This is a genomic window from Aurantimicrobium sp. MWH-Uga1 (assembly GCF_003325955.1).
Taxonomy (GTDB): domain Bacteria; phylum Actinomycetota; class Actinomycetes; order Actinomycetales; family Microbacteriaceae; genus Aurantimicrobium.
Map to the genome: position 1 here is coordinate 359,580 of NZ_CP030929.1, position 12,828 is coordinate 372,407.

Genomic DNA, 12,828 nt, shown 5'->3' on the forward strand with positions numbered 1-12,828 from the left:
GCTTAATGATATGCCATTGGTGGCGCGAAATGTCCTCAGATTTAACCGGTTTTTTAGTGCCCAGTATTTACAAGGAATTAGCCGTAACAGTAAGGAGATGCCGTGAGTTTGCTAGATGATCTCATGCTTGAACTGCCCAAGGGGTATTCGTTCACACCGGTAGAGCTGACACAGATTCAGCTTGCCCAGGCCCAGCTTGATGATGTGGCCAGGTTAGAAACAGTTTTGGAATCTGAGGGACCGATTGTCATTGGCCATGCAGGACAGACTCGATTAAACGCTGCATTCAGTGAATTGAGGCAGTCCAGGCATGAGGCAGCGCGACAGATTGAAGTGATTCGGCGCGGAATGCTCTCTGTGGATAAGCCTGTGAAAGCCGGTACACGCTACACGGCTTCTGCAGCAAGGATTCGCGCATGAGTCCCTGGATTACCCCCACAGAACCCACTGAGCTGGCAGGGGATGCGCTCAGGGATCATTATCAGCTCATCTTGAGAAGGATTCGGAAGTGGTGTTTAGGCCAGCCGGAATCTTCTGAGCTTTCAAAGTTTTGGCTAGAGCTGAGAGATGCAGAACGGCCACTTTACAGACAAGGCCACATCGCCGATGTGGTTTCCATCAATGCAGTTATTGAAACTGCCATTCAGCTGGGTTACTCCAGCGATAACTAGAAAAGAGAAAACAATGTCCGAATATTCTTTTGCCCCACTTGTTCCAGTGCTTTTGCCAGATAACTTGAACTATCCAGAAGAGGTTATTTCAGCAATAGAGACTTATGAAAAGGCCTGGGAGAACTGGGCTGAACGTGAAGGTGAATTTCTTGAAGCTAAAGAGAATCTTCAAATTGCTGAGACTCTCGATAACAAGGCACTAGAAGTTGCAGTTGAAAAGGGAAGTGGAAAACACCCTGGACACAAACACCGCGATGAAGCCAAGGATGCTCTGGATTATGCCTACCTGGTAGCTAGAAAAGCTCACAAGGCAGTTCGGGAAGAGATCTCACACTTGCAGGAAGTGATGAAAACTCACTCGCATGAACTCATTCTCGATGCTATCCGCGTAGCGCGTGAAGGCAGTGAAGAGTTTGAAGCTGAACTGACAAAGATTCAACAGCGCACACAAGAAATTCTCGATGCCAGAAACAATTCCTTAACGGGAATGAAAATGGCTGCAGGACTTCTCCAGGGAAGTGGACTCTTCATCAAGTCATTCAGCCCACATTTCCCATTAGAGGGTGATTTCAGATTCCCCTACTATGGCCAGTCCAAGATTCGCTTGTTCGATATTTGTGACCAGCTAGAAGCAGACATCACCCCAGCAATTAGCAGTATTTCTCAGGAAGAAAACGCTGCATAAATATCTCTAGATTTCCCACGGTTTGCCACAAATAAGCTGGCATTCCGTGGGAAAATAGAACTAATGAACGCCGCACAGTTCGCGGTTTACATTGAATAGCGGACAGATCCGCACTCTGCCGAAATCTCAATGTGAATTGGTAAGAAAGCCTGGATAACAGGAAGCCAAACACACAAGGAGTTTCTAATGGCATCACGTATAGCAGAAGCATACGTTCAGATAGTTCCCTCAATGACGGGAACACAAGCAGCACTTGAGAGCGAATTCTCAAACATCGGTGGCCCAGTAGGTAGATCTATGGGTCAGAGCATGATGGGTAGTCTCAAAGCCCTAGCCGGTCCAATGGCAGCCGTTGTGGGCGGACTAGCAATCGGTAACTTCACAAAAGACATCGTGGGTGCAGCTCAAGAAGAGATCAAGCAGAACTCCAGGATTCAGAACATCGCATCATCGATGGGAATCTTTGGAAAGAACGCCGATGGGGTTTCACAAAGACTCATCGACCTAGCTCAAACTCAAGCCCTCAACAATGGTTTAGATGAAGATGCCATCAAGAACACACAGGCAAAACTTCTCACATTCAAAGAACTAGCTGCATCAGCTGGAACCATGGGCGGAATGTTCGACCGCGCCACCTATGCAGCAATGGACCTAGCTGCAGCCGGATTCGGAACAGCTGAACAAAACGCGGTTGCCCTGGGTAAGGCATTCAATGATCCAATTGGCGGAATGGCTGCACTGGGCAGAATGGGTGTTCAGTTCACCGATGAACAAAAAACCATGATTGAATCCATGGTGAACGCCGGAGACATGGCCGGTGCTCAAGCCCTCATGATGGAGGAGCTAGAAACCCAAGTGGGTGGCACTGCCACATCAACAGCCACAAACGCAGACAAGATGAATCAGGCATTCTCAAACTTCCAAGAAACTCTTGGCTTGCTAGTTATTCCTGTAGTGGAACAGCTGGCCCAGGCAGGAGCTGATGTCATGAATTGGATGTCTGAGAATCCAGCTATTGTTCAAGCACTTGGAATAGTCATTGGAATTCTCGCTGCAGGATTCATCGCATTATCGATAGCGATGTGGGCAGCATCAATGACACCAATCACGCTCATCATCGGAGCAATCATCATCGGTGTTGGTTTACTCATCGCTGCAGTAATTGCTTTGGCCACAAACTTTGACAAAGTTATGAAATTCCTGGGAGATGTGTGGGCCGGATTCCTGGGATGGTTCACTGATGGTGTTAAGGCCGTTGGAACATTCTTTGGAGATGTGTTCCGTGGCATTGGTGACACTGTGAAGGGTGTTTTCGATGCAGTAGTGGGATTCATCAAGAACGGCATCAATAATGTCCTCAGACTCATTAACGGCATGATTGATGGAATCAACACTGTGGGAAGTTTCCTCAGTAAAGCCACTGGTGGAACTGTGAACTTCAAGCTGGGAAAGATTCCACTATTGGCAGATGGTGGAACCATCACCGGATCAGGAACGGTTCTAGTTGGTGAGAAGGGTCCCGAACTTCTCAACCTCAACAGGGGAGCATCTGTAGTTCCCCTAGATAAGACTTCCGGTCAGACCATTATTTACAACGCTGCACCTAATGACTCGCTTGATTCAGAACAGAAACTATTCCAGGCCATGAAGCGTGCCAAGGTAGTTGGATGGTAGCCCTAGGAAACCCCGTAGAAGCCGTTAAGGAACGCTACGGGGGATACCTAGCCACCCTAGGAATCACCATGGAACCGATATTCACCCCCAGTGAAGATGTGAGCAGATTCGGTGGGCAGGTCATGGCATGGCGTGACGGCCTGATGATGGTGTTCAGTGTTGGATATTCAGATACCGGTGACTTCCTCACATTCCCAGCCGATATGGGGACAGCCACGGCCCTGGGAGTGGTAGACATACTCCAGGGGACCCAGTAACCCCTCTGGGCGTATATCCTCACCGCTTCGCGTATAGCGTCAGCCAGTGTGTACGGGTTTTCAAGTCGATTTCGTGACAACACCGTGACAACATTTTGAAAAAAACATAGCTAATTTAGACACTTCCAAAAACTGAAAATCCGCTAAAAATCAAGGTTTTTGGGGTAGTGCTACACAGTAAAAAGTGCACCTATTGGGTTCGAGTCCCACTGGGGGTACAACTACGCCTTGCTAAACCAACGCACTTCATAGGGTGCTAGCGGTATACCTTCACCAATATCGAAGGTGTGACCAGTGAGATGGTCTGTTACATGCGTTCCTAGGTGGCCCAGGTCATGGGGAGATAACCATCTGGCTGAGTCAGAGATGTTGTACACCTGAACAAGATCTCCTGCTGGGTGCACTCGGTCGAAGATCACCACACCTTTACCCGTACCTGAGCACACTTGTGTGGCAACACCTGCGTGAAGAGAGGGAAGAGTTTTCCTTACGTCAATGACGTGCTTGATGCGGTTGTAAATTCGCCCAGCGGGTTTGTCATTGAGTTCGCCAGCTGCTGCGGCATCCGCTACGCGCCAGTTCATTTTGGGGCGGTGAATCCAGCGGTTATCTTCCTTTTTTGTTTCGTCTTTGAGATAACTGTGGTCGTTGAGTAAGCCAATCTCATCGCCCATATACAGCAGAGGAATACCGCCGAAACCAAAGACCATCGTGTACGCGCAGAGATAGCGGTCGATGGCTTGGTCGAGAAGTTTCTCATCTTTGAGTTTGATGGCTTTCTCAATTCCGGCAAGGCTAGCGCCTGTTCCGGAGGTGCGACGTTCACCGCTCACGGGGTCAGGCATAAATGGCTCGCCTGTAGCCAGTGAGCCGTAGAAGTTCCCTTCGAAGTATTCAGCCAAGAACATGCGGTGATCATGGCCATTGAGGCCAACTTCCTGTGCATCGGTATCATCGATAGCCCAGCCGATGTCGTCGTGGCAACGCAGGTATACTCCCCATGCAGTGGTGCTGGGAAGACCTGCAAAACGGGACATGGTGTGCACCATGAGTGAATTGTCTTTGGCGGCGATGGCAGACCAAATCTGCACCATCAAGCTGTTGTGATAGGCAAGGTCCGAGACCTTACCTGCGTGCTTTCCTTCCCCGAGATAAGCGCCAACCTGGGCAGGCCCCACAATTGCTTCAGCTTTGAAAATCATCGAGGGGCACAATATGCGAGCAAAGGCGCGAAGTGCTTGGGTAATGACGTGAACTTCTGGCTCGCCCTGGCAGATGGTACCCATGCGCTTCCACATAAATGCGATGGCATCCAGACGAATACAGTCCACGCCATGATTGGCCAGGTTGGCAATGATGTCGGCGTATTCGCAGAACACGGCAGGGTTCGACCAGTTGACATCCCACTGATAGGAGTTGAAGGTGGTCCACACCCAACCTTTCAGTTCGTCATCCCACGTGAAGTTTCCCGGAGCAAAGTCAGGGAAGACCTCAAGCAGAGTCTTTTCATACTCGTCAGGGATTGTGCGGTCGGGATAGACATAAAAGTAATCGCGGTAACTTGCATCACCTGCACGCGCTTTTTCTGCCCACTCGTGTTCTTGCGCCACGTGATTGAGTACAAGGTCAAGAGTCAGCGAGATTCCCGAGTCATGGAGCTTGTCTGCAGTTGAACGCAGTTCCTTCATGGAGCCTAAGTCCTCACGAAGTGCGCGGTAATCCATCACGGCGTAACCGCCGTCATTGGCACCCGGCCTGGGCTTGAGAATGGGCAATAGGTGGAGGTAGGTAATCCCTAAATCTTTGAGATAGGGAATGCGCTTGTTGATTCCCTTGAGGTTCTTGGCAAAGAGGTCAGCGTAGGCAACATAGCCAATGGTTTGTTCTGACTGGAACCAGTCCTGTTCCAGAACACGCTCGCGGTCGCGCTGCTGCAGCTCCTCATCGCGGTGGAGGTGAGCTGCGGCCATTACCTCGATGAGTTGGGGCAGTGCTGTCTCGATGGGGTAGAGCTCAGCAAAAGCTGTTATGAGGTCCTGGCCCCACCGATCAAAACGATCAAGGAGATCTTGGGCACCACGAGTACTCGTGCCAATAAGGCCCTGCAGTTGTGCACGTGCAGCAGCAGTTAGTTCGGGAAATGCATACATTGCAGTGACTCCGTCGTCTCTGACCCCGTTCGTCTCTTAACGGTTGTGAATAGTGTATTCCTCTGTTGAACCCGCGGTGAATTTCAGTTTCTACTCAACTGGTGTTGGGGCTTTTCTAATCCGGAAACTCACCCATGCTGCCACGGCACACAATCCCGCTGCACCAAACCAGGCCAGAGTGTATTCGCCAGTGAGGTCTCGCACTGTTCCGGCAGCAATAGCTGCTATTGATGCTCCTACTTGGTGAGAGGCAAAGACCCAACCAAAGACGATGGGCCCCTTATTGCCAAACATCTCATTACAAATCGCGATGGTGGGAGGAACTGTGGCCACCCAGTCCAAACCATAAATCACAATGAACAGAATCAAGCTGGGGTGGATGGTGGCTGAGAGAAGAACGGGTAAGAGCATGAGAGATATGCCGCGACCAAAGTAATAAATGGCTAGCAAGATTCGTGGGTTGACTCTGTCGGTGAGCCAACCGGAAGCAATCGTGCCAAAAATGTCAAAAATACCTACGGCTGCTAGCAAGCCCGCGGCAGTGGTTTCGGGCATCCCGTGATCATGTGCAGAGGGAATGAAGTGCACACCGATCAAGCCGTTCGTAGTAGCACCACAGATAGCAAAACCGATAGCAAGAGCCCAGAAGGTTCGAGAGCGTGAAGCTTCCTTGAGAACTACAAGTGCGTATCTAGCGGGATTGCCTTGAGGAGGTTCTGCCGCTCGCTCTGCCGCGGCAACTTTGGCTTGTTCTTCACTTTCCCCAAAACGACGAACGCCAAGATCAGCGGGGGAATTACGCATGAAAAGCAAAATCAGTGGCACCACCGCCAAAGCGGCTGCAGCGATCAGTAGCGACGCTGAACGCCATCCGGTCGTAGTGACCAGATTGGCCATCACAGGAAGGAAGATGAGTTGACCTGTTGCACTTCCGGCGGAGAGAACACCGGCAACAAGTCCTCGCCGGGCAAGGAACCACGTGTTGGTGATGGTAGCGGCAAAGACCAATGCCATTGAGCCGCTGCCGAGACCAATCAGGACGCCCCAGGTCAGCACCAGGATCAGTGGGTTTGTGGCAAAAATGCTTAGTGCACTACCGGCAGAAATCAACAGCAGGGCACCGGTGGTGACTTTTCGCAAGCCGAAACGATTCATTAACGCTGCCGCGAATGGAGCGGTCAGACCAAAGAGCAAAATGTTCACGCCGATAGCAATGGAGATAGTGGTGCTGCTCCAGCCGAATTCTTCCTCGAGAGGAACCATCATTACACCGGGTGCAGATCTAAATCCTGCTGCACCGACCAGTGCCATGAATCCCACTAAAGCAACAATCCATGCGGGATGAATCTTGCGTGTGCGTGGGGAAGACATAGGTTTAGCCTATTGAGAATTGTGCCCGAAGGAATCTGTTTCGGTATTCATCAATCTCTCGGCATTCATCCAGCATTCTCGTCGTACCATTGGAGCTATGGATTTACTGCTCCCCATTCTCGGCATTGTTGTGGTGCTTGCTGTCATCGTCGGCATTTACCTCTGGGCAACCTACAACAGCCTCGTCACTCTCAATGTCCGCGTCGAAGAGGCATGGAGTGACATCACTGTTCAACTCAAGCGTCGAGCGGATTTGATTCCTAACCTCATCGAGACCGTCAAGGGATATGCCTCCCACGAGCGCGGTGTTTTCGAGGCCGTAACGAAAGCTCGAGCTGAAACGCTCACTGCGGAAACTCCAGCTGCTGCTGCTGAGGCCGAAGGCCACATGCAGGCAGCTCTCAAGAGCATCTTTGCTGTGGCGGAGGCCTACCCCCAGCTTCACGCGAGTGAAAACTTTCTTCAGCTTCAGAGCGAACTAGTCGATACCGAAGACAAGATTCAAGCTGCTCGCCGCTTCTACAACGGTGGCGTGCGTGAATTCAACACCAAGATTCTGTCCTTCCCCAACAACATGTGGGCCAACAAGTTGAAGTTCGACAAGCGCGACTTCTTCGATGTTGCCGATGCTGCAGCTATTGCAGAACCTCCACGCATCCAGTTCTAAATCTTTCTGAGCAAGGGCTCTGATGTATTCCGCAATCGCGAAAAACAAGCGCAACACCGTCGTCATCATGGTGTTCTTCCTGCTCATTATTGGTGGCCTTGGTTGGCTTGCTGGGTATATCTACAACGACATCACCATTACCGTGATGACCATTGTGATTGCTTCCGGGTATGCCCTGTTCCAGTACTACTTGGCAGGATCTCAGGCACTGTCAATCGCTGGAGCGATAGAGATTCAAAAAGCGGACAACCCTCGGTTGTACCGCATCGTGGAAAACCTGTGCATCGCCACCGGAACACCCATGCCCAAGATTTACATCATCAATGATCAGGCGCCCAACGCGTTTGCCACCGGTCGTGACCCTCAGCATGCTGCTGTCGCAGCAACTTCCGGTCTTCTTGATTTGATGGATGATGCAGAGCTCGAAGGCGTGATGGCGCATGAACTCGGTCACGTTCGCAACTATGACATCCGCGTATCCATGATTGTTTTTGGTCTGGTCGTTGCAGTGGGTTTCCTTTCCGACATGCTGCTGCGCATGTCATTCTTCGCCCCCAGGCGTGACTCCAATGGGGGAGGTAACCCCGTCATGTTGGTGTTGGGTTTAGCCGCCATGATTATTGCGCCATTGGTTGCCACGATGGTGCAATTGGCTATCTCCCGGCAGCGCGAGTATCTGGCAGATGCCACAGGCGCTCTGGCAACCAGACACCCAGAAGCCTTGGCAAGTGCTTTGCAGAAGCTGGCTGCTTACGGCCGCCCGCTTCAAAAGCAAAGCTCTAGCATGGCTCACATGTGGATTGCGGATCCGGTCAAGCCCGGCATTGTTGACCGCATGTTTGCCACCCACCCACCTATCGAAGATCGCATCCAACGACTGCATGAAATGGGCGGCAAGTTTTAGAGCTTCAGAACTCTCCTCTAAACTTTGGATATGACCTCGAAGCCTATAGCTGGACCTAGCCTGTCCGAGTTCGAGGCCGCCCGCGCAACCGTGGGCAAAGTGGCGCAGTCCACTCCGATGGAAACCTCCCGCTATCTGAGCAAAGTTCTCGGTTCTGAGGTATTCCTCAAGTGTGAAAACTTGCAACGCACTGGTAGCTACAAGCTTCGCGGCGCATATAACCGTCTCTCTCAGCTTTCTGCAGATGAGCGTGCCAAGGGTGTTATTGCTGCCTCTGCCGGTAACCATGCACAAGGTGTTGCTTTGGCTGCTCGCGAGCTCGGAATCAAGGCAACTATCTTCATGCCGCTGGGTGTTGCCTTGCCTAAGCTCGAGGCAACTCGTGAATACGGTGCTGAAGTTGTTCTGACCGGAAATATCTTCAACGAATCGCTCAAGGCCGCTAAAGAGTTTGCGGCTGAAACAGGCGGCATATTCATTGCCCCCTTCGATCACCAAGATGTCATCATCGGTCAAGGAACATTAGGTCTTGAGATCTTGGAAGAAGTTCCTGATGTGGACACCATCATTGTCCCTATCGGCGGGGGCGGGCTTATCTCTGGTGTTGCCTCTGCAGTGAAGCAAAAAGCTGCCACCCTCGGACGCACAGTCAGAATCATCGGTGTTCAGGCTGAACACGCGGCGGCTTATCCTCCCTCATTGGAGGCGAGAGAACCCGTCACAGTGGAGGTTCAGCCCACCATTTGTGACGGTATTGCCGTTGCACGCCCAGGAACCTTGAACTTCGAAATCATCAAGGACACCGTCGACGAGGTTGTCACCGTCTCAGATGATGACACTGCTCGTGCACTGGTCATGTTGCTCGAACGAGCCAAGCTCGTTGTTGAACCTGCCGGTGCTGTCGGCGTTGCCGCCATCATGGCGAAGAAGGTGAAGAAGACAGGCAAAACTGTTGCCATCCTTTCCGGTGGAAACATTGATCCGCTGTTGTTGCAACGCATTGTTGGTCATGGCTTGGCTGCCTCTGAGCGTTATCTCAAGCTGCGAGTCATGCTTCCTGACCGTCCTGGTCAATTGGCCCGCACGGCAGAGATTGTCTCCGAGCAGAACGCTAACGTTGTCGAGGTGTTGCACACCCGTCACGGTCGTGGCCTCCAGATCAGTGAAGTAGAACTCGAACTTCACATCGAGACTCGTGGCAAAGAACATCGCAAGCAGGTTATCAAGGCCCTGCGCGATGAGGGATTCAAAGTCCGCATCAGCGACGATATCTAAGACTTAACGAATAAAGCCTCCCGAAAGGGAGGCTTTATTCGTGTGGTTTGTGTTAGCCGGTGAACGTTTCCACGTTGATGACTTTTACTTCAATGTCTTTACCGTTGGGTGCAGTGAAGGTGGTCTTTTCCCCAACCTTAAGACCTAGGATGGCAGCACCCATGGGGCTGCTCTCGCTGTAAACCGTGTAGTCGGTTCCGGCAGCAATTTCACGGTTGCCGAGTAAGAACGTAGCTTCATCACCAGCAATAGTGGCGGTAATCACTGTACCGGTTTCGACAACACCAGAGCTTTGGGGGGCTTCGCCCACTTTGACGTCCTTGAGAAGAGCAGTCAAGGTGCGAATGCGAGCTTCGATCTTGCCCTGCTCATCTTTAGCAGCGTGGTAGCCACCGTTTTCTTTGAGGTCACCCTCTTCGCGGGCAGCTTCAATACGCTTGGCAATCTCTTCACGACCGGTGGTGGACAAGGTGTCGAGTTCTCCCTTGAGGCGGTCATACGCCTCTTGAGTGAGCCATGTTTCTTTGATTTCTTCGCTAGCCATAGGGTTTAGCCTAGGTGAGCCAACATTGGTAAACCAAACCGGTGGTCGCTGGTTGGCTGGTGGTGATGGTCTCTTTAATATCGCGGATGCGCTGCTGCGACGGAGGGTAGATAAATACTTTCCAGCCCACAATGGCAAAGCTTGTGTTGAGCGCCTGCACGGCACAGGCAACCTCATGCCCGGGGGTAGCCGTGAGTTCAAATTCGACGGTCACGCTTGTTTCTGTCAGGTCCTCAAATCCCAAATCGCGCGCGGAGGTCTGCGGACCAAACCCGAGTGCATCTGTGAAGATGACCCAACTCACCAGAGCAACAATTATGACGGTGGAGACGATAATGACACCGAGGTTGCGGCGAATGGGTCCGCGGTCATCGCGTGATCGTCCGTAGCGATCTGCGAGGTTGGTTTCGGTACTCATGGAGCTCCTTGGTGGCCCGTCGTGACGGACGAATTCTCAGTTTCGCCCAGTACTCTATTTATAAGGCTATTAGCTTAAAAACCCTTCGGAGGAATCGTGCTGTTTGCAGAAGAGACAATTGACCCTCAGCTGGTCTCTCCTGGAGTGGTGGGATTCGTTGCCACAATCCTTGTCACCATTGCGACCGTGTTACTTCTGATCGACATGGTTCGTCGCATGCGCCGGGTGAACATGCGCGCAGAGATCAACAAGAAGCTCGATGCTGAGCAGGCTGCTGACACCAGCGCCGCCGAGTCGAAGTAGTCACTTTCCCTCATGTCGAACCAGTTCGGAATGTATTCCGAGCAGTACTCCAATGACTTCTCGAAAGAACAAAACGAGCAGTTCACTGCTGCTTTTGATGCAATTACGCAGCAATTTGTTGAAGGCCTCAATGCTGGCCTGCCAGCTGACGCGGCATCCATTCAGGATGCTGTGCGTCAGCACTACGAGTTTTGCTCTCAGTTTTGGAAACCCACTCGAGAGGCTTACAAGAGTCTCGCATTGAGTTACATCATGCCCTCGCCCTATCGGGACACCTACGAAGGGATAGCCGAAGGTTTAGGAAAATACCACTACGACGCGATCGTCATCTGGGCAGATAACAACCTTTAGGCGTTATAGGCAGGGTGCATGGCAATGAGCAAAATTGCCGTCCAGTGGCACATAAACGCGATAACGGTGAGGGTGTGGAAGATTTCGTGGAAGCCAAACACCCCTGGAATGGGGTTTGGTTTCTTCATTCCATAAATCACGGCGCCGGCGGTGTAGGCCAAACCACCTACGATGACCAGCACCATCATGGCCACGTTTGCCTGGAAGAGATCAACCACGTACATCATCGCTGCCCAGCCGAGCAGAATGTATAAAGCAACATAGAGCCAACGCGGGGCGTGCACCCAAAACACCCGGAAGAAAATGCCCAAGAGGGCACCACTCCACACCAGCACCAACAGGAGAACGCCCTTACTCGGCGGGAGAGCCAGCACCGCTAAAGGCGTGTACGTACCAGCGATGAGTAAGAAAATGTTGGCGTGATCAAAGCGCTTGAGCATCACCTTGGTCTTTGGTTTCCAATTGATGCGGTGATACAGGGCTGAGATGCCAAAAAGCAGCAGTGAGGTGGTCATGAAGACGGCAGAACTCCACTTAGCTGCTGGGCCATCGGCCAGAACAATAAGTACAACTCCTGCGGCGATTGCCAGAGGGAAAGTTCCGGTGTGAATCCATCCACGCCAGGAAGGCTTCACCTCAACGTGGGGGTGAGACTCTGCATCCTCGATTAGTGGCAAGCTCATTTAAGTAGCGTACACCAGTTTTATTGTGAGCAAGCTGGGCGAAACACTGCTCGCAGGCGCCTAACCTTCGGTAAAGTCATGGACGTGATGTCGCGCGCGAATAAGACAGGTCCGCTCTATGGCCTGTATCAAAAACGCCTGCGTCGGGGGCTCAACAAGGACAATCTTCCACACCACATTGGAATGATTGTTGATGGCAACCGTCGCTGGGCGAGAGAGCGCTTTTTGGAGAACCCTTCTCATGGCCACCGCGCAGGTGCCCAGAAGGTTCCTGAGTTTCTAGTTTGGTGTGATGATCTGGGCATCGGCATGGTCACGCTCTATTTGCTCTCCACTGACAACCTCACTGGCCGAGATAAGTCTGAACTCACCGAGCTGTACAACATCATTGCGGAGCTTGCTGAAGGCTTGTCTCACTTCCGTAACTGGAAAATCAACCACGTAGGCAAAGACGATGTTCTTCCCCCAGAGTTGTTAGCAACATTGCTAGATGCTGAGGAGCGAACCAAAAACAACACTGGTCTTCACGTCAACCTAGCAATTGGCTATGGCGGCCGTGCCGAGATTGCCGATGCTGTGAGAAGCATCATTTCAGAACACCAAGCACACGGTGGCAATCTCGATGACTTAGCCGAAAAGCTCACTCCTGAACTCATCAGCGACCACCTCTACACAGGCGGACTTCCTGACCCAGACCTCGTCATTAGAACATCTGGTGAGCAGCGCTTGTCAGATTTTATGCTGTGGCAAAGCGCTCACTCCGAGTTCTATTTCGTAGAAGCTCTTTACCCGGATTTACGTGAAGTCGACTTCCTACGTGCCATGCGTGACTACTCACGCAGAGAGCGTCGTTTCGGTGGATAAACCCTGTTGGA

General features: G+C 51.7%; 16 protein-coding genes. 11 read left to right on the forward strand and 5 right to left on the reverse strand.

Going from position 1 to position 12,828, the window contains the following annotated elements:
- The first annotated feature begins 102 nt into the window (after positions 1 to 102).
- From AURUGA1_RS01850 to AURUGA1_RS01870, 5 genes are all read left to right on the forward strand, one after another.
- Complete coding sequence (locus tag AURUGA1_RS01850) at positions 103 to 420, forward strand: hypothetical protein (protein ID WP_114128622.1); 318 nt, start codon at positions 103 to 105, stop codon at positions 418 to 420.
- The gene (locus tag AURUGA1_RS01855) at positions 417 to 671 is read left to right on the forward strand and encodes a hypothetical protein (protein ID WP_114128623.1); all 255 of its coding nucleotides are present in this window, start codon (positions 417 to 419) and stop codon (positions 669 to 671) included. Before AURUGA1_RS01850 ends, AURUGA1_RS01855 begins: the two co-directional genes overlap by 4 nt.
- Positions 672 to 684: 13 nt before the next feature.
- On the forward strand, positions 685 to 1,356 hold the full coding sequence (locus AURUGA1_RS01860; protein WP_114128624.1) for a hypothetical protein: 672 nt from the start codon (positions 685 to 687) through the stop codon (positions 1,354 to 1,356).
- 186 nt (positions 1,357 to 1,542) lie between these two features.
- Complete coding sequence (locus tag AURUGA1_RS01865; protein WP_114128625.1) at positions 1,543 to 3,030, forward strand: hypothetical protein; 1,488 nt, start codon at positions 1,543 to 1,545, stop codon at positions 3,028 to 3,030.
- Positions 3,024 to 3,287 carry a hypothetical protein gene (locus tag AURUGA1_RS01870; protein WP_114128626.1) on the forward strand — a complete coding sequence of 88 codons (264 nt, stop codon included), beginning with the start codon at positions 3,024 to 3,026 and terminating at the stop codon, positions 3,285 to 3,287. Before AURUGA1_RS01865 ends, AURUGA1_RS01870 begins: the two co-directional genes overlap by 7 nt.
- A gap of 221 nt (positions 3,288 to 3,508) precedes the next feature.
- Here AURUGA1_RS01870 and AURUGA1_RS01875 read toward each other — a convergent pair whose 3' ends face one another.
- Positions 3,509 to 5,437 (reverse strand): alpha-amylase family protein, encoded by a 1,929-nt coding sequence (locus AURUGA1_RS01875; RefSeq protein ID WP_114128627.1) that lies wholly within the window; start codon positions 5,435 to 5,437, stop codon positions 3,509 to 3,511.
- 90 nt (positions 5,438 to 5,527) lie between these two features.
- The gene (locus tag AURUGA1_RS01880) at positions 5,528 to 6,808 is read right to left on the reverse strand and encodes an MFS transporter (protein WP_114128628.1); all 1,281 of its coding nucleotides are present in this window, start codon (positions 6,806 to 6,808) and stop codon (positions 5,528 to 5,530) included.
- 97 nt (positions 6,809 to 6,905) lie between these two features.
- Between AURUGA1_RS01880 and AURUGA1_RS01885 the strand changes: the two genes are divergently transcribed.
- The 3 genes from AURUGA1_RS01885 to ilvA are packed head-to-tail and all read left to right on the forward strand — an operon-like array spanning position 6,906 to position 9,654.
- Complete coding sequence (locus AURUGA1_RS01885) at positions 6,906 to 7,475, forward strand: LemA family protein (RefSeq protein ID WP_114128629.1); 570 nt, start codon at positions 6,906 to 6,908, stop codon at positions 7,473 to 7,475.
- 22 nt (positions 7,476 to 7,497) lie between these two features.
- Entirely contained in the window at positions 7,498 to 8,379 is an 882-nt protein-coding gene (locus tag AURUGA1_RS01890; RefSeq protein ID WP_114128630.1) for a M48 family metalloprotease, read from the forward strand.
- Positions 8,380 to 8,409: 30 nt separating this feature from the next.
- Positions 8,410 to 9,654 carry a threonine ammonia-lyase gene (ilvA, locus tag AURUGA1_RS01895; protein ID WP_114128631.1) on the forward strand — a complete coding sequence of 415 codons (1,245 nt, stop codon included), beginning with the start codon at positions 8,410 to 8,412 and terminating at the stop codon, positions 9,652 to 9,654.
- A 52-nt stretch (positions 9,655 to 9,706) separates the two neighbouring features.
- Here the strand turns inward: ilvA and greA are convergent, their stop codons facing one another.
- Both greA and AURUGA1_RS01905 read right to left on the reverse strand, forming a co-directional pair.
- The gene (gene greA, locus AURUGA1_RS01900; protein WP_096382000.1) at positions 9,707 to 10,198 is read right to left on the reverse strand and encodes a transcription elongation factor GreA; all 492 of its coding nucleotides are present in this window, start codon (positions 10,196 to 10,198) and stop codon (positions 9,707 to 9,709) included.
- Positions 10,199 to 10,208: 10 nt separating this feature from the next.
- Positions 10,209 to 10,616 carry a DUF4307 domain-containing protein gene (locus AURUGA1_RS01905; protein ID WP_114128632.1) on the reverse strand — a complete coding sequence of 136 codons (408 nt, stop codon included), beginning with the start codon at positions 10,614 to 10,616 and terminating at the stop codon, positions 10,209 to 10,211.
- Positions 10,617 to 10,712: 96 nt separating this feature from the next.
- On the opposite strand from AURUGA1_RS01905, the gene AURUGA1_RS01910 reads away from it, so the two are divergent.
- Positions 10,713 to 10,919: a hypothetical protein gene (locus AURUGA1_RS01910; RefSeq protein ID WP_096381996.1), complete on the forward strand. Its 207-nt coding sequence runs from the start codon at positions 10,713 to 10,715 to the stop codon at positions 10,917 to 10,919.
- 12 nt (positions 10,920 to 10,931) lie between these two features.
- Positions 10,932 to 11,270 (forward strand): TipAS antibiotic-recognition domain-containing protein, encoded by a 339-nt coding sequence (locus AURUGA1_RS01915; protein WP_114128633.1) that lies wholly within the window; start codon positions 10,932 to 10,934, stop codon positions 11,268 to 11,270.
- Here AURUGA1_RS01915 and AURUGA1_RS01920 read toward each other — a convergent pair.
- Positions 11,267 to 11,953 (reverse strand): hemolysin III family protein, encoded by a 687-nt coding sequence (locus AURUGA1_RS01920; RefSeq protein WP_114128634.1) that lies wholly within the window; start codon positions 11,951 to 11,953, stop codon positions 11,267 to 11,269. The genes AURUGA1_RS01915 and AURUGA1_RS01920 overlap by 4 nt on opposite strands.
- Positions 11,954 to 12,040: 87 nt before the next feature.
- On the opposite strand from AURUGA1_RS01920, the gene AURUGA1_RS01925 reads away from it, so the two are divergent.
- Positions 12,041 to 12,817, forward strand: coding sequence for an isoprenyl transferase (locus AURUGA1_RS01925; protein ID WP_114129677.1), 777 nt, complete (start codon positions 12,041 to 12,043; stop codon positions 12,815 to 12,817).
- Positions 12,818 to 12,828 lie beyond the last annotated feature (11 nt).